Raw genomic sequence first — 14,821 nt, 5'->3', positions numbered from 1 at the left:
GATTCCCCATTGACGACAGTTTTTCCCATAAACCGCGACCACAGGGACCGAATATGTCAATCAATCTGGACGGTGTGGCCGTCTTTGTGCAGGTGATCGAAGCCGGCAGTTTCACGCTGGCGGCCGAGCGCCTGAACCTGACGCGCTCGGCCGTCGGCAAAGTCATTACGCGGCTCGAAGACCGGTTGGGGGCACGTCTGCTCCATCGCACCACGCGCAGTCAGACGCTCACCGAAGCCGGGCAGGCTTATTACGATCGATGCGTGCGAGCGCTTGCCGAGCTAGAGGCAGGTGAGGCCGAGTTGGAAAGTGGACACAGCGCGCCACGGGGTCAGTTGCGGGTGAGCGCACCGATTGCGTTCGGGCACCACTGCGTCGCCCCAGTGTTGTTCGAACTCGCGCGCCAACACCCCGAACTTCAGATCGACATCTCGTTCACCGACCGGGCCGTGGATCTCGTTGAAGAGAACATCGATCTCGCGGTGCGCATCGGCGAGTTGCGCGACAGCACGAGTCTCGCGGCGAGGCGTCTGGGCATTCAGGACGTGAGCATCGGCGGCTCGCCGGCCTATTTGGCGAAACATGGCAGCCCCGTTGAGATCGACGACTTCACCGGGCATGCGGGCATCATGTATTCGCGCGGCGGCGTGGTGAGCACATGGCGCATGCACGATGCGCAGGGCGTGGAGCACGAGTTGCAGGTCAAGCCGCAAGTGAGCCTTGACGACGTGCAGGCGATTGCCGGCGCGGGCGTTGCCGGTCTCGGACTCGTGCAGTTGCCGTGCTGGCTGATGGCACGATATGTCGCCACCGGCGAGCTTGTCGCGCTAAGGGAGCGTTGTGGCGTGCGACCGCTGGCGATCCATGCGGTATGGCCGAAAACGCCTTATATGCCGCTGAAAACGCGGTGTGCCATCGATGCGCTCGTAGCGAATCTTCCACGAGTCGATCTCGATTAAACACGGTCGTCTCGCTGCTCAACCCCTACGCATGGGTCGACACCGTGGTCGTGGCATCTAATCACCGGCATTTTTAGCCTCTATTTCGCCGATAGTCTCCGTTGATGGCTGGCCGACATGAACACGTATCTGGCGGAAATGGGCCCCGCAAGCCGGTAGCGATCCGGGGCGGCGGTGCGCAGAATTGGAACTGTCCGCACAGTCCGAATTGTCCGGGCTGTCCCCTTCTGGAGGTTCCTCATGTCTGCCAATGTTGCCGGTATCGCTGTGCCCGATAGTCAGTTCGCGCGTGAAATCACGGAGATCGTGCGCGACACCGCGTCGCCCCTGCTGTTCCATCACTCAAGCCGCGTCTTCTATTTCGCCGCCCTCGCCGGCCAGCATCGCGGGCTCAAGTTCGACCCCGAGCTGCTCTATTGCGGCTGCATGTTTCATGACATGGGGCTCACCCATCAACACAGCAGCGCCTGCGAACGATTCGAAGTCGACGGCGCGAATGCGGCGAGTGATTTTCTGAAGAGCAAAGGCATCGCACAACAGGACATCGACGTAGTGTGGACGGCGATCGCGCTGCACACGACGCCCGGTATTCCGCAGCATATGCACCCGTTGATCGCGCTCGTCACGGCGGGCGTCGAAATGGATGTGCTGGGCCTGACCTATCCCGAGTACAGCGAGATCGAACGGGAGGCCGTCGTACGTGCCCACCCGCGCACGGCGCACTTCAAGGAAGACATCATTCAGGCGTTCTACGACGGCATCAAGCACAAGCCGGACACGACGTTCGGCAACGTCAAGGCCGATGTGCTGGCCGACAAAGATCCGCATTTCCATCGCGGTAATTTCTGTAGCGTGATTCGCAATTCCGCGTGGATCGGCTGATGCAGTAACGCTCAGGTGCGCAGTTCGGTGAGAATCTGCTCCGCCAGAAAGTCGCACGGCGGGCGGTTGGACGTTGCGCTGCGCGCCAGTACCACTTCGAGATCGTCCAGCGGGGGCAAGCCGTCGCTCTGCGACAACTGCACGAGATGCGCGGGCACGCTGCAACGTGCGAGCGGTGCGACCGCCAGCCCCGCCTCGACCATGCTGATGAGCCCAAGCAGGCTGGGGCTCTCGTAAGACATGCGGTACTTGATACCCGCACGCTGAAGTGCCGCGATGGCAGTCGCGCGCGCCGTGCTGCCGGGGGCGAATAACGCCACTGGCAGCGGGCGCTCTTTCCACACGGGCCGCGTTGGTGGGCCCACCCAAACGGACGGCTCGAACCGGATAAATTCTCCCGGCAGCCCCTTCACTTTGGTCAGGCAGGCCAAGTCCAGCGTGTTGTCTTTGAGCAAGGGAACCAGCGCATTGCTGGCCAGCCCGATCACGCGAATCTCGACACGTGGGTGCGCCACGGCAAACTTCCGGAGCACTTGCGGCAGCAGCGACGACGCATAGTCGTCGGGCACGCCGATGGTCACGCGGCCCTTGATCTCGGGCCGCACGATCGACGCCCATGCCTCGCTGCGCATCTCGAGCATTCGCCGCCCGTAATCCACCAGCGTCTGCCCTTCGGCCGTCACGGCCAATCGCCTGGTGTTCCGGATGAACAACGGCTTGCCCAGATCGTCTTCCAGCGCCTTGATCTGCATGCTGAGCGCCGACGGCGAGCGATGCACTGCCTCGGCGCCGCGCACGAACGAACCGGTCTCCGCAACGGCCACCACCATTTCCAGCACATCGAGATCGAGCTTTTTCATATTACTCAGAAAATCTGATGAATTGGCTCAGATTATATTGCTTTACCGAGGTCAGGCACGCTCCGATACTGAGCGCGACCACTGCCCCTCTTATCGAGCAAGACCATGCGTGATGCCGCCTCGTTTTACGCGTTTCTCACCATCTGTGGCCTGCTGGCGATTACGCCGGGCCCGAATATGATCTATGTGATGTCGCGCTCGATCGCGCAGGGCCGGGCGGCCGGACTGGTCTCGCTGGCGGGCGTGATCATCGGCTACCTCTTTTACATGTTGAGTGCGGCGTTCGGCATTACGGCGCTGTTCATGCACGTGCCGTACGGGATGAGTGCGCTAAGCGTGGCGGGCGCGGCCTACCTGCTCTATCTCGCATGGCAGGCCGTCAAGCCGGGCGGGCGCTCGCCGTTCGAAGCGCGTGAGCTCTCGTATGAGCCGCCGCGCCGGCTCTTCGTGATGGGCGCGACGACGAGTCTGCTGAACCCGAAACTCGCGATGATCTTTCTGACGCTGGTGCCGCAGTTCGTGCGTGATCAGGGCGGCAACCTGCTGAAGACTTCCATCACCATGGGCTCGGTCGTCATTCTGGCGTTTGTGCTGGTCAACGGCGCGGTCGCGATCGGCGCGGGAAGTACGGCGAAATTTCTCGCGCAGCGCCCGGCCCTGCTGACCCTGCAACGGTGGTTCATGGGCGCGGTGCTCACGGCGCTGGCCGCACGCATGTTGATCGACACGTTCTCAGCCAGCGTGTGAACGACGCGGGGCCTTTTTCTTGTTGCCGTCGGCCAGTTGCTGCGCAAACCCGCTGAGCAACAGGTCGATGCCCACCGAGAATCGTTTGTCGAAGTCGGGCGCGAACAGATGCTGACGGGCCTGCCAACTGAGTGGATATGTCTGCTTGGCGGCATTCAGGAAAGCCGTCTTGCGCGCCACGCTTTCCGCAGCCTTCTCGCTTGAGGCTTCCGCATTGAACGCCTGCTCTTCGATCACGAAACCCACGACGTAATAGACCACGCTGAACGCCGTTGTGGTCGCCAACTCGATGTCGGCCCCGGCGCGCACAAAGGCGGCGATCATCGCCTCGCCTGTGCGCAACACGTTTTCCGTCGTCTCATACGTCCCGGCGAACACCCGGGCACCATCCCGATAGGCGTTGAAGGCGTGTCGAATCTCGAGTGAAACGGCATCCAACACCGCTCGCCAGTCTGCATCCGGCGACACATCACGCGCGACATCCTGCAACATCGCATCAGCCATTGCATCGAGCAATGCCTGCTTGTTGGCGAAGTGCCAGTAGAGCGACGGCGCCTGAATGTCGAGCGCCTGCGCCACCTTGCGCAACGTCACGCCCTCCATTCCCCCGCCGTCGAGTAAAGCCAGCGCCGTCTGTACGACGTCGTCCCGTTGAATCGCCATGGTGTTTCCCGTCAAAACTAACGGCGTTAGCTTATCATCGCGCAGGCAGTGCGGGGGTATCGACGACGGCGGGCAATGGCAGGCGATCGCTCGGCGTGGATCGATCTACGTGGGTCAGCCAGCGCCACCGTGTGCGGCGGCCGAGACGTCGGCCCACTGTTGCCAGACGCCGATTCGCTCTTGATACGTCCGTGTTGCGATATCGACGGTGCCCGCGCCAAGCAAAAGCCGCAACGGGGGTTCATCGGCATCGACCACGGCAAGGATCGCGTTCGCGGTTGCCGCCGGGTCACCGAGCTTGCGGTTGCCCATCGCCGCCGCAAGCTGACCACGCAATTCCGCATAGGCGTCGAGCTTCGTCACGTGTTGCGCCGAACTGCCGCGCCAGTCCGTGTCATAGCCTCCCGGCTCGATGAGCGTGACCTTGATGCCGAAGCCGGCCACTTCTTTCGACAGCGCATCGCACATGCCGTCGAGCGCCCACTTCGATGCGACATACACCGAAGCGCTGGGAAACGTCACGACGCCCGCAAAACTCGATACGGCCAGAATGTGGCCGTATCCCTGCGCCCGCAAGATCGGCAGCGCCGCCTGCATCACCCATAGCGCGCCGAAGAAGTTGGTTTCCATCTGTGCGCGGGCTTGTGCTTCGCTCGTCTCTTCCAGCATGCCGAAGAGCCCATAGCCCGCGTTGTTGAGGACCACGTCGAGCCGTCCGAAATGCGCATGTGCCCGGTGAACTGCGCCGTACACGGCGTCGCCATTGGTCACGTCCAACGGCAGAAGTAGCACCGCATCGCCGTAAATGCCCAGATCCTCGATATCGGCGAGCGACCGGGCCGTCGCCACCACTTTGTCGCCGCGCCGTAGTGCCGCCTCGGCCCAGACACGCCCGAATCCTCGCGATGCACCGGTGATAAACCAGACCTTCTCTGACATGGCATTCGTCCTCAATGGATGCAATTGACAAGCAAACATGCCGGCCCGTCAAACAGCATCAAGGCGCCAGCAAGACTAACACCGTTAGTCTAATCTAACAGTGTTAGTTGTCAACATCAGATTTCGGTGGTGGATCGCAACTCGCGCGACACCATGAATTCACACTCGCCTATTACGGCCATGGAGGCGCGATACTACGGCTGCATCGCAACAAACCTTCGCAAACCATCGAGACAACGGTGCAAAACCGTGAAAATCGCAAAATCGGCAAACGGCCTCTGGCTACATTGCAGACCAAGGAGCGCACATGAAACCTGAGACCCACGTTCGGTATGCCCAGCGCATGGAGCCCGTGCTGCAATGGCTGGCCAGTCATCCCGACACCGCCCCCGATCTGTACCAACTGGCGGATCTGGCATGCCTGTCGCCGTATCACTTTCACCGCATCTATCGCGCCTTGATGGGCGAGACGGTGAACGGCACCGTGCAACGCATCCGGATGCACCGTGCTGCGGTGGCACTGGCAGGGTCTGAGGATTCCATGCGTGTTGTGGCGTCGCGTGCCGGCTATGCGTCGGACGCCGCTTTCAACCGGGCCTTCGGTGCGTACTTCGGCATGCCGCCGGGACGTTATCGTGACGCCCGCTCCGGACCCTTCAATCCTCTGGAGCTCACCATGTATCCCATCACCATCGAATCGGTTCCCGCCACGACGCTCGCCGTCCTCAAGCATCAAGGCGACTATCAGGAAATCGGCCCGGTCTTCGTGCGCGCGTTCATGCTTGCCGGCGCACTTGGGCTGGCCCAGCCGGAATCGACCGGCTTCGGCGTGTATTTCGACGACCCAGAGCAAGTCCCCGTCGATCAGTTGCGCTCGCTCGCTGGCATGTCGGTGGCCCCGGATGCGCAACTCGGCAACGATCTCGAACGCTTCGAGATCCCCGCCGGACGTTGTGCGATCCTGACCTACACCGGGCCCTACAACGAAATGAGCAAGCCGTACAACTGGCTCTTTTCAGAGTGGTTGCCGAGCAGCGGTCTTGAACCCGCCGATTTCCCCATGTTCGAGCAGTACCTCAATGACCCGCGCACCACGCCGCCGGCCGAGTTGCAAACGCGCATCTGCCTGCCGGTGAAGTAACGCGTCAATCGGGGCGAGCCGAGTTGTCCCGGGCTCGCCCGCCGCATCTGTCTCGAAAATACATCGCAACCCGAAGCACCCCTGTCACTCCCACTTCACGAGAATCGAATCCGGAAGTAATATCACGCCCGGGATTCGACATTACACCTGCAAGCCCGCGCATCAAGTCAATTCGGGGACGATGCGTTATCTGAAAAGAAGTCAAATTGAAGTCCAGTACCGGTTCCGCAGGTGCGTCTGAAGCCCATGCCATAAGTAGTCCTTGCAGTCTCCCGGCGCGATGCCGGGCACAACGATAACAACGACATCAGATAACGGCTTTATCTAAAAATGGCACACATTTCGTCAAGCAAGCGCGCCGGCGTACGGCGCGCTGCCTCGTCACGCCTACGCGCGCGCGCCGCACTCGCGGCCTTCTCTGTGGCAATGGGTCTCACGCTGGGAGGCTGCGCAAGTGTCTCGACAACACCCGCGACGCTCAGCCGCATGTCACTCGACAACGCGCGCCTGTTTGCTCTGCAAACGCCGGTCACGTTCAAGCTCGACACCGGTTATGAGCGCAATCTGCCCGAAGGCTCGGTCTGGAAAGAGGCCGGCAGCGTTGCACAAGGCAGCGTCTATCGCCCGGTCGGCCGCATTCTGACGGTCGAAGGCAGTCAGGTTCACGAAGCGTGGATCGTCGTCAAGGATCAGAAGCTCGTCGGCTTCTTCCTGCCCGGCGAAGCCACTTACTCGCCGCTTTCCACCGTTGTTTCTCTTAACTTGAAAGAAAAATCACAATGAACCTGAAACAAGTCTCGCGCCTGCTTCTCGCCGGCATGGCCGCCTCGTTCTTCCTCGCCGGTTGCGCGTCCGGCCCGAAGCGTGCCGAAATGGCCTCGGCAATTCCGACGATCAAGACCGGCGAAGGCCGCGTCTATTTCTATCGCTCGTCCTCGCCGTTCGGCGCGGCAGTGCAACCGGAAATTCGTCTGAATGACGAGATCGTCGGCTCGTCGAAGCCGGGCGGCTTCTTCTTCGTCGATCGTCCGGCAGGCCAGTACAAGGCATCGGCGTCGACCGAAACGGAAAAGACGCTCAGCTTCTCGCTCGACTCGGGCGAGACGAAGTACGTGCGCAGCTCGGTGTCGATGGGCCTGCTGATCGGCCACGTGGTGCTCGAACTTGAGCAACCGGAAGTGGGCGAAGCCGCGTTGGATTCGATGAGCTACACGGGCAAGGACGCCGTCGCTCAGTCGAAGTAAGTCATCAGGAAAACGTCAGCCGGCAGCGCCCGCTGACGTGAGGCGATCGGGGCCACGCGCACCGGTCGCCTCACCGCTTTCGACACACGCCAGCAAGGCCTGCGCCTGTGCGCGCAAATCGGGCACGAGCGGGTGGAATTCAAACGGCATGGCGGGCGGCGGACCGCTGAGCATCTTGCGCGAACTGCGCGAATACGCCGGGTCGTAGTGCTTGATCACCAGCGCCTCGAACAACTCGCGCTGGCGCTGCGCATCGAGCAGTTCAAGCCACTCGCCTACGACAGCACGCCCGTGCAACGGCACCAGCTTGAGCAACTGCGCGCGGAAATAGTCCGGCTGCGCAAAGAGGTGTCCGTAATCCTGCATCAGCAGATCGACCCGCTCGGTATGCGGCGCACGAACTTCCACGCACGTAGTGCCCCGTAGCGACGTCATCAGCGACTCGGGCAGCGAAATCAGCCCGATGCGGCGACTCTCCGCTTCCACAAATACCGGGCGTTGCGGATCAAACGCTCGCAAGGTGCCGACCAGTGCCGTATCGAACGATTTCTGCGACGGCTGCGGCGCGTCGGGCATTGCACCCAATAACGAGCCGCGATGCATCGCCAGCGCTTCCAGATCCAGCGTCTGCGCACCGGTGTCGGCCAGCGCATGCAACAACCGCGTCTTGCCGGTGCCCGTGTGCCCCGCCAGCACCACGTACTTCAGCGAGGGCGGCAACGTTTCCAACGACGCCACGACATCGCGCCGGTAGCTCTTGTACCCGCCATCGAGCTGCCGGGCACGCCAGCCGATCAGATTCATCCAGACCGTCATCGACCCCGAGCGCTTGCCGCCTCGCCAGCAATACACCAGCGGGCGCCAGTTGCGCGGCCGGTCGGCGAAGGTCGTCTCGAGATGCGCCGCGATATTGCGCGCGACCATGGCCGCCCCCACCCGGGTGGCTTCGAACGGCGACACCTGCCGGTACATCGTGCCGACGATCGCCCGCTCCTCGTTGCTCAGCACCGGCGCGTTGATCGCGCCGGGCATATGGTCTTCCGCGAACTCCAACGGCGAGCGCACGTCGATGATTTCGTCGAAATCACCGGCTTTTTCAAGAGAAACGAGGAGATTGTTCAAGGGGGCGGGACCGTATCGCGAAAAGCATCGCAACACGTGAAGGTCAAGGGATTGGGCGAATTATGGCATGCGCGCCACCCTATGCCGCGTGCCCGGCGCGATTGGCCCCCGGTGCTACTGCGCCCGGCGTGGCGCGACGGACTCGGCCGCGAACTTGCCGCATTGCGTGCCATAAGGCGTACGCGAGGTCGCTTGCGTGTACTGATTGGTCAATTCGGCGCGCACCTTGGCCGCCCGGTCGATGACGCGCGTCGCCGCTTCGGCCTCGCCCATGCCGCCCAACGCCAGCGCGTAATCGTCCAGCAGTTCGGCATAGGCAAACGGCGCATGGCGCACCGCTTGCGTCCGGTCTATGGAGCCGAGGGCCCGCGAGAAATCCTTGGCCGACTGCGCAAACTGACGCTGCGCCAGCGCCAGCCGACCCAGCTCGACGAGCGCCGGATAGCGGTACTGTCCGGTCAGAATATCGAGGTCGTAGGCCAGACTCAGTTCGCGCTCGGCTTCGGTGTAGTAACACGTCACGCCTAACGCCCGGCCGTAGTCGTAGTGCATCGCCGCGCGCTGTGCCGCCGGCCATCCCGTCTGATCGGCCACCAATACGGCTTGCCCGAAGTTGCGTCGCGCGGCGTCCCAATCGCCGCGCACTTCGGCCGCCCCGCCCAGCGCCGCGTAGTCCGGCCCAGCGGGCTTCACCACCGGCGCACTGCACCCGGCAGCCATCAACACGCTGCCCAGCGCACCTGCCATCGCCAGCCACGTCTGCGTTCGCATCATGAGGTCTCGGGTCAGGTCGCGCTTGGCGACGTTTAGGGAAATGAAGGAATCAACCGTCGCGAGGTACCGATGCCCCGCGCTCACCCGAGAGAATACCGCGTCGGACCTGTACTCCCCAATGTTGCCGCCCGGTGAGGAAGTGCCCCCAGCCCAGCGCTGCGCCCGCGTGACGCATCAACTGGAACGAGAACGGCTCGAGGACCGCAGCGACAAACGCCAGCCCCAGACTCGTGCCGGTGCGGTGCCCCGTCCATCGGCGGTAAGCATGCACCGACCACAGATGGAAACCCAGATCGATGACGATCTTGCCGAGAATGATGCCCGACACCGGCAGCACCACGCCGTAATGTCCCTCGCAGACAAACGTGACCAGCAACGCGAACGCGGTCAAACCATAAATCGGTTGCAGCGTATCGAACGCCTTCACCGGCAGCATCAACCGCCCAAGATTGCCGTAGCGGCCATTGCCCACCATATCGCGATACCAGTACTGCGTTTGCAGGAAACCGGCAAACCAGCGGCGCCGCTGACGCAGGAAACTTGTGAGCGTGCCCGGCGCATCGGTCAGTGCCTGTGCACCGCCGATCACGCGCACGTCCCAACCCAGCCCGTGCGTGACCGAATAGCGGCGCAGACGGTGAATCAGCTCGTAGTCTTCGACCAGACACGCCGGATCGAACCCGCCCACGGCAAGCACGGCTTCGCGGCGGAAACACGCAAACGCCCCCGAGATCAACAACAGCCCATCGGCGCGCATCCACGCAAAGCGCGAAATGAAATTGCGGATGTATTCGTACGTCTGGAAGAACTGCAACACCCGCGCGCCGACGGTATGGCCACACACGGGTGTTAACACGCCGGTCGCGGCAACGAGGTTCGGGCGACGCACAAACGCGTCGTGCATGGCGGCGCAGGCACCGGCATCGAGCAGCGTGTCCGCATCGACCGTCATCACGATATCGGTGTCCACACCGACCAGCGCCGCATTGAGCGCACGCGCCTTGCCGCCATGCGGCACGCGCAGCCAGCGCAGGTTCGGATACGTGCGGCTCGGCGCACTCAACGCCCCCTCGCCCGGATCGGTCAACCCATACTGTTCGACCAGCAGCGCCGCCGTGCCGTCACGCGAACCGTCGTCGGCAATCACGATCAGGTCAGGCACACGGTGCTGCGACATGAGGGCCTGCAACGTGACCGGCAGTGCTGCCGCTTCGTTGTGCGCGGCGACCACCACGCCCATCGTGAGCGCCGTGGCTTTCGCGCTCGCAGACTGACCGTCGGCAAGCACCAACGAGGTCGATGCGTCTTCGGGATCAGGCCGCATCAATCGCCACGCTTTCCAGAACACGAACGCCAGCAGCACGGTGTCATAAACCACGTAGGCCACGCCGGTGCCCCACGCAAACACGCCTTTCAGCAGAAACGCCTGCGCAAACAGCAGACACCAGAGCACAGCGACCGCGCCATGCACCAGCCAACTCGCCAACGGCGTCGCGGGCAATGTGAAGCGCGGCGAATGCAGCTCACGCGCGGCATCGAGCCGGGTCGTCGTCACGCTCATGGCAGCATCCGGTTCAGGACCGAATGGCGGTCGATCCATTGGTGCTTGAGCGCGCCACCGACGTGCAGCGCGAGCAAGACATACAGCGAATAGGCGCAGTAGGTATGCACGTTGCCAAGCACGCCGTGCCAGTAATCCTTGCTGGCGTCGCTCATCGCCATCAGAAAGCCCATGCGCGGGAACGGGAACGTACCGAACAGCACGAGCGGGTGGGTCGACGCAGCGACCCAAGCCGAATCGTGCGCCCAGCCCGAGAGCGGCAGCGCGAAGATCAGCACGTAGAGCAGCCAGTGCACCAGATGGGCGCTCGCACGCTCCCACGACGCGAAGACGTGCGAGAGCGCAGGCGGCCGGTGCGTCACACGCCACAGAATGCGCAGAATGGCCAAACCCAATACGGTGATGCCGATGGACTTGTGCAGATCGATCCAGAAGCGCACGTCGATCTTCTCGAGCGTGGCGTCGGAGAGCAACGCGATGGTCTGGCCAATGGCGACGTTGCCGAGCATCAGCAGCGCCACCGCCCAGTGCAGCAGCATGGCGACGCGTGTGTATTTGGCATCTTCATACAGCGCGACACCGCTGGCATGACGAGGCGAGGACGAAGATGACGAGGAAGCGGACGAAGCGGGTGATGGGGGTAGTGAATTCACGACGGGCATCCTGAGAAACTGGGGAAGATGATTGCATAACGCCCGTTGAAGCGCGCTTATTCCCGCATTGCCGCAAAAAAGCTTGTTACCGCGAATTACCGTTACTGATTCGACGTGCCTGCCGAAGTTTCGCCCGAACACAAATATCGCGCTTGCCACGGCCGCAAAGCCGCTGAAATCGCTGAAAACCGGCTATGAGTCGCGCATCCGCATCGACAGCTAAAACCAGCACACCGAAACACCCATCCAGTGACGATTATCCGGGTGACGGCGTCGTGCGAAGCCATCGCGCAAGAAACGCAAAGGCACGCTAAGGAAAGCCCCGTCGGCCGGTGCTTGCGGGCCTGCGGCAAAACCGCGATGATCGTGCATTCAGACGTGCGCATCAGACTCGACACCGGGCACCGGCGCGAGGCCTCAGATGCCACCGCCATCCGCCAGAGGAGACTGCCATGCCACGCAGCACCGCCGAAAAACGCGCCGCCTTCCGTGAACTGCATATTGCCGGATGCTTTGTGATCCCAAACCCGTGGGACGCCGGCAGCGCCCGCTATCTCGAACATGCCGGTTTTGAGGCCATCGCATCGACCAGCTCGGGCTTCGCATGGTCGACCGGCCACCCCGACAACGCCGTGACGCGCGACACCGTCCTCGCCCATTTGAAGTCCCTCGTGGCCGCCACCGATCTGCCGGTCAATGCCGACTTTGAAAGCGGCTTCGGCAACACGCCCGATGAGGTGGCCGAGAGCGTGAAGCTCGCCGTGGCGACCGGCGTCGCCGGCCTCTCCATCGAAGACTCGACCGGCGACATCAACGCGCCGCTTTTCCCGATCGACGAAGCCGTCAAGCGCATTAAGGCAGCCCGCCGTGCCATCGACGAGACCGGTGGCGACACCCTGCTCGTGGGCCGCGCGGAGAACTTCTTCGCCGGGGTGCCCGATCTCGACGATGCCATTGCCCGTCTCAAGGCTTACGCCGAAGCCGGGGCCGACTGCCTCTACGCCCCGGGCATCCAGACACCGGAGCAAATCCGCGCCGTGGTGGCCGCGGTCGCACCGAAGCCGGTCAACGTGCTGATCGGTGCCAATTCGCCGCTGACGCTGGAAGACATGCGCAGCCTCGGGGTACGACGCGTGAGCGTGGGCGGCGCACTGGCCCGCACGGCATGGGGCAGTTTCATGAGTGCGGCGACGGCGCTCGCCGAAGGCCGGTTCGACGGTTTCAACGGCGCGGCGAGCGGCGCCACGCTCAACGGGCTGTTCAGCAAGTAAAGTCGTATCTGAATACCGTATCTCCCCCATGACTTTTCGTCGATAGACGCGGCGCGGTCCCCTTCGGACAATGGGCGGCAAGCCGGCGTACCGTCAGCCATCTGGCGCGGTGCGACCGGCATCCCTACCCCACGGAGTGCCGTATGCCTTTGCCGCCCCCCTCGCCGCCCTTGCCGCCCTTGCCTCACGAGACGTCAGCCGCCCATGCGGCGCCCGATGCCTTCGCTATCCCCACGCCACTCGGCGCACCGCTGCCCAAACCCCGCGTCTTCGATAACGTTGCCGACGCGCGCGCCGATCGCAAACTGCGACTGGCGGTGGCGTTCCGGATCTTCGCGCGCTTCGGCCTCGCAGAAGGCATCGCCGGACACATCACTGTGCGCGATCCCGAGTTTCATGACCGCTTCTGGGTCAATCGCTACGCCCAGCACTTTTCATCGATTCATCCCGACGATCTGATTCTCGTGGACGAAGCGGGCCGGCTTCACGAAGGCGACGGTCCCGTGAACGCCGCGGCGATGGCAATTCACGCCGGCATTCACGCCACCCTGCCCCACGTCGAAGCGGCAGCGCACACGCACACCACGCATGGACGCGCGTTTTCTTCGCGCACGCGCCCGCTCGCACCGATCAATCAGGAGGCCTGTTTGTTCTACGACGACCACGTGCTCTTTCGCGGCGACGTGCTCGTGCTGGGCGCCGACGAGGGCCGCCGCATCGCCGAGACCATGGGACATAAACGTGCGGCGGTGTTGCTCAACCACGGGCTGCTCACGGTCGGTTCGTCGGTCGACGCGGCCGCCTACCGCTTTCTCGCCATGGAACGCTGCGCACAGGTGCAGTTGCTGGCGGAAGCCGCCGGGCCGCTGGAAGTGTTGTCCGAGACCGAAGCACGCGAAGTACATCGCCTGCTCGGTTCGGATTACGTTGCGTGGCTAGGGTTTCAGGGCCTTTACGAGCAGGTGCTGCGAGAAAGCCCCGATCTGGCCGCACGATAGTCGTCGACCGCACGGCGCAGCCATATATCGAACTGCTGCAACGGCGCCCAGTCGCGCCGTTGTGCGGGATACGAAAAATAGATGGTCTGCGGATTGGCGAGCGTGTGCGCATGCGCCTGCACCAGCGCACCGCTCGCGAGTTCGCGCTCGATCAGCACGCGCGGCAACAACGCCACACCGAGACCCGCCACGGCGGCGTTGATCGCCATGATGAACATGTCGTAGCGCTGTGCACTGCGCTGGGGCTTCAACTGCGCGGCGTCTTGCGTGGCCAGCCAGTCGTCCCATGCGCGCGGCAGATCGCGCACACAAATCCACGAAAGCGCCGCAATCTCGTCGTTCGATAACAACGGCCTCCCCGCCAGCAATCGAGGCGCGGCGACCAGCAGAAGTGTGTCGTCGGTAATGAGTGCCGTGCCGGGCATGCCCGGCCATAGACGCGTGCTGAAGTAGATCGTGGCGTCGAAGGCGGAGTCGTCGAAGAACACCGGCTGGTCGCGCCCGATGATATGCAGCCGCACATCGCGAGTACTCGCGTAAAAATCGTCCAGCCGGGGAATCAGCCACTGCGCGGCGAACGTCACGCCAACGGCAATTTCCAGCTCGGTTTCGCGGCCCTGCTGCACCACGTCGAGTGTATCGCGGCGAATCTGGTCGAGATGCACGCGAATGCGTTTCGCATACTCGGCCCCGGCCGGCGTGAGCACCAGACGCTGCTTCACGCGCTCGAACAGCGCCACGCCGAGGTGCCCTTCCAACTCATTCACACGTTTGCAAACCGCCCCGTGCGTGAGGGCGAGTTCCTGCGCGGCCTGCGCAAAATTCTGATGTCGGGCACTGGCCTCGAAAGCCTGCAACGCCGAGAGGCTGGGCACACCCAGACGCATGATGTCTCCTGCGGGATTCCATTCGTGCCCGACAGTCTATTCGATGCGCCGCTCACGCCGTGCAGCAAAACAAATCGGCCCGCCGCGCGTTGGCGCCGACGGGCCGTTCCAGCGTTGATG

16 protein-coding genes are annotated in these 14,821 nt (G+C 63.1%); 8 read left to right on the top strand and 8 right to left on the bottom strand.

Features of this window, described 5'->3' with window-relative positions; translation table 11 throughout:
- Positions 1 to 53 precede the first annotated feature (53 nt).
- Both PIN31009_RS17190 and PIN31009_RS17185 read left to right on the top strand, forming a co-directional pair.
- Positions 54 to 959 (top strand): LysR family transcriptional regulator, encoded by a 906-nt coding sequence (locus tag PIN31009_RS17190; protein WP_150684639.1) that lies wholly within the window; start codon positions 54 to 56, stop codon positions 957 to 959.
- 240 nt (positions 960 to 1,199) lie between these two features.
- Positions 1,200 to 1,841 (top strand): HD domain-containing protein, encoded by a 642-nt coding sequence (locus tag PIN31009_RS17185; protein ID WP_150791080.1) that lies wholly within the window; start codon positions 1,200 to 1,202, stop codon positions 1,839 to 1,841.
- 11 nt (positions 1,842 to 1,852) lie between these two features.
- On the opposite strand, the gene PIN31009_RS17180 is transcribed toward PIN31009_RS17185, so the two are convergent.
- On the bottom strand, positions 1,853 to 2,701 hold the full coding sequence (locus tag PIN31009_RS17180; RefSeq protein WP_087686955.1) for a LysR substrate-binding domain-containing protein: 849 nt from the start codon (positions 2,699 to 2,701) through the stop codon (positions 1,853 to 1,855).
- 105 nt (positions 2,702 to 2,806) lie between these two features.
- On the opposite strand from PIN31009_RS17180, the gene PIN31009_RS17175 reads away from it, so the two are divergent.
- On the top strand, positions 2,807 to 3,448 hold the full coding sequence (locus tag PIN31009_RS17175) for a LysE family translocator (RefSeq protein ID WP_150791079.1): 642 nt from the start codon (positions 2,807 to 2,809) through the stop codon (positions 3,446 to 3,448).
- Here PIN31009_RS17175 and PIN31009_RS17170 read toward each other — a convergent pair.
- Both PIN31009_RS17170 and PIN31009_RS17165 read right to left on the bottom strand, forming a co-directional pair.
- Positions 3,434 to 4,111 carry a TetR/AcrR family transcriptional regulator C-terminal domain-containing protein gene (locus PIN31009_RS17170; protein WP_150791078.1) on the bottom strand — a complete coding sequence of 226 codons (678 nt, stop codon included), beginning with the start codon at positions 4,109 to 4,111 and terminating at the stop codon, positions 3,434 to 3,436. The two genes, PIN31009_RS17175 and PIN31009_RS17170, sit on opposite strands and share 15 nt — an antisense overlap.
- Positions 4,112 to 4,225: 114 nt before the next feature.
- Positions 4,226 to 5,050, bottom strand: coding sequence for an SDR family NAD(P)-dependent oxidoreductase (locus tag PIN31009_RS17165; RefSeq protein ID WP_150791077.1), 825 nt, complete (start codon positions 5,048 to 5,050; stop codon positions 4,226 to 4,228).
- 307 nt (positions 5,051 to 5,357) lie between these two features.
- On the opposite strand from PIN31009_RS17165, the gene PIN31009_RS17160 reads away from it, so the two are divergent.
- From PIN31009_RS17160 to PIN31009_RS17150, 3 genes are all read left to right on the top strand, one after another.
- Positions 5,358 to 6,191, top strand: coding sequence for an AraC family transcriptional regulator (locus tag PIN31009_RS17160; protein WP_150791076.1), 834 nt, complete (start codon positions 5,358 to 5,360; stop codon positions 6,189 to 6,191).
- A gap of 486 nt (positions 6,192 to 6,677) precedes the next feature.
- On the top strand, positions 6,678 to 6,974 hold the full coding sequence (locus PIN31009_RS17155; protein ID WP_246185725.1) for a hypothetical protein: 297 nt from the start codon (positions 6,678 to 6,680) through the stop codon (positions 6,972 to 6,974).
- A gap of 2 nt (positions 6,975 to 6,976) precedes the next feature.
- Positions 6,977 to 7,435, top strand: coding sequence for a DUF2846 domain-containing protein (locus PIN31009_RS17150; RefSeq protein ID WP_058380189.1), 459 nt, complete (start codon positions 6,977 to 6,979; stop codon positions 7,433 to 7,435).
- A 15-nt stretch (positions 7,436 to 7,450) separates the two neighbouring features.
- Here PIN31009_RS17150 and mnmH read toward each other — a convergent pair whose 3' ends face one another.
- The 4 genes from mnmH to PIN31009_RS17130 all read right to left on the bottom strand — a co-directional run bounded on the left by mnmH (position 7,451) and on the right by PIN31009_RS17130 (position 11,431).
- Entirely contained in the window at positions 7,451 to 8,557 is a 1,107-nt protein-coding gene (gene mnmH / locus PIN31009_RS17145) for a tRNA 2-selenouridine(34) synthase MnmH (protein ID WP_150791074.1), read from the bottom strand.
- Between the two features lie 114 nt (positions 8,558 to 8,671).
- Positions 8,672 to 9,331: a hypothetical protein gene (locus tag PIN31009_RS17140; RefSeq protein ID WP_150791073.1), complete on the bottom strand. Its 660-nt coding sequence runs from the start codon at positions 9,329 to 9,331 to the stop codon at positions 8,672 to 8,674.
- 49 nt (positions 9,332 to 9,380) lie between these two features.
- The gene (locus PIN31009_RS17135) at positions 9,381 to 10,892 is read right to left on the bottom strand and encodes a glycosyltransferase family 2 protein (RefSeq protein ID WP_150791072.1); all 1,512 of its coding nucleotides are present in this window, start codon (positions 10,890 to 10,892) and stop codon (positions 9,381 to 9,383) included.
- The gene (locus PIN31009_RS17130) at positions 10,889 to 11,431 is read right to left on the bottom strand and encodes a cytochrome b (RefSeq protein ID WP_237172168.1); all 543 of its coding nucleotides are present in this window, start codon (positions 11,429 to 11,431) and stop codon (positions 10,889 to 10,891) included. Before PIN31009_RS17130 ends, PIN31009_RS17135 begins: the two co-directional genes overlap by 4 nt.
- 566 nt (positions 11,432 to 11,997) lie before the next feature.
- Between PIN31009_RS17130 and PIN31009_RS17125 the strand changes: the two genes are divergently transcribed.
- Both PIN31009_RS17125 and PIN31009_RS17120 read left to right on the top strand, forming a co-directional pair.
- Entirely contained in the window at positions 11,998 to 12,816 is an 819-nt protein-coding gene (locus tag PIN31009_RS17125; protein WP_150791070.1) for an isocitrate lyase/PEP mutase family protein, read from the top strand.
- Between the two features lie 143 nt (positions 12,817 to 12,959).
- Positions 12,960 to 13,814: a class II aldolase/adducin family protein gene (locus tag PIN31009_RS17120; RefSeq protein WP_150791069.1), complete on the top strand. Its 855-nt coding sequence runs from the start codon at positions 12,960 to 12,962 to the stop codon at positions 13,812 to 13,814.
- Here PIN31009_RS17120 and PIN31009_RS17115 read toward each other — a convergent pair.
- Positions 13,769 to 14,701, bottom strand: coding sequence for a LysR substrate-binding domain-containing protein (locus PIN31009_RS17115; protein ID WP_150684648.1), 933 nt, complete (start codon positions 14,699 to 14,701; stop codon positions 13,769 to 13,771). The genes PIN31009_RS17120 and PIN31009_RS17115 overlap by 46 nt on opposite strands.
- Positions 14,702 to 14,821: the final 120 nt, after the last annotated feature.

It is taken from the genome of Pandoraea iniqua, from assembly GCF_902459685.1.
GTDB classification, from domain to species: Bacteria; Pseudomonadota; Gammaproteobacteria; order Burkholderiales; family Burkholderiaceae; genus Pandoraea; species Pandoraea iniqua.
Note: the sequence above shows the minus strand (reverse complement) of the source record. Positions and strands in the feature narration are given on the sequence as shown.

Bases quoted from the DNA above. Each gene is read 5' to 3' on its own strand.
- PIN31009_RS17190 (WP_150684639.1), top strand. From the start codon at position 54: ATGTCAATCAATCTGGACGGTGTGGCCGTCTTTGTGCAGGTGATCGAA.
- PIN31009_RS17185 (WP_150791080.1), top strand. From the start codon at position 1,200: ATGTCTGCCAATGTTGCCGGTATCGCTGTGCCCGATAGTCAGTTCGCG.
- PIN31009_RS17180 (WP_087686955.1), bottom strand. From the start codon at position 2,701: ATGAAAAAGCTCGATCTCGATGTGCTGGAAATGGTGGTGGCCGTTGCG.
- PIN31009_RS17175 (WP_150791079.1), top strand. From the start codon at position 2,807: ATGCGTGATGCCGCCTCGTTTTACGCGTTTCTCACCATCTGTGGCCTG.
- PIN31009_RS17170 (WP_150791078.1), bottom strand. From the start codon at position 4,111: ATGGCGATTCAACGGGACGACGTCGTACAGACGGCGCTGGCTTTACTC.
- PIN31009_RS17165 (WP_150791077.1), bottom strand. From the start codon at position 5,050: ATGTCAGAGAAGGTCTGGTTTATCACCGGTGCATCGCGAGGATTCGGG.
- PIN31009_RS17160 (WP_150791076.1), top strand. From the start codon at position 5,358: ATGAAACCTGAGACCCACGTTCGGTATGCCCAGCGCATGGAGCCCGTG.
- PIN31009_RS17155 (WP_246185725.1), top strand. From the start codon at position 6,678: ATGTCACTCGACAACGCGCGCCTGTTTGCTCTGCAAACGCCGGTCACG.
- PIN31009_RS17140 (WP_150791073.1), bottom strand. From the start codon at position 9,331: ATGATGCGAACGCAGACGTGGCTGGCGATGGCAGGTGCGCTGGGCAGC.
- PIN31009_RS17135 (WP_150791072.1), bottom strand. From the start codon at position 10,892: ATGAGCGTGACGACGACCCGGCTCGATGCCGCGCGTGAGCTGCATTCG.
- PIN31009_RS17130 (WP_237172168.1), bottom strand. From the start codon at position 11,431: ATGCTGCTGCACTGGGCGGTGGCGCTGCTGATGCTCGGCAACGTCGCC.
- PIN31009_RS17125 (WP_150791070.1), top strand. From the start codon at position 11,998: ATGCCACGCAGCACCGCCGAAAAACGCGCCGCCTTCCGTGAACTGCAT.
- PIN31009_RS17120 (WP_150791069.1), top strand. From the start codon at position 12,960: ATGCCTTTGCCGCCCCCCTCGCCGCCCTTGCCGCCCTTGCCTCACGAG.
- PIN31009_RS17115 (WP_150684648.1), bottom strand. From the start codon at position 14,701: ATGCGTCTGGGTGTGCCCAGCCTCTCGGCGTTGCAGGCTTTCGAGGCC.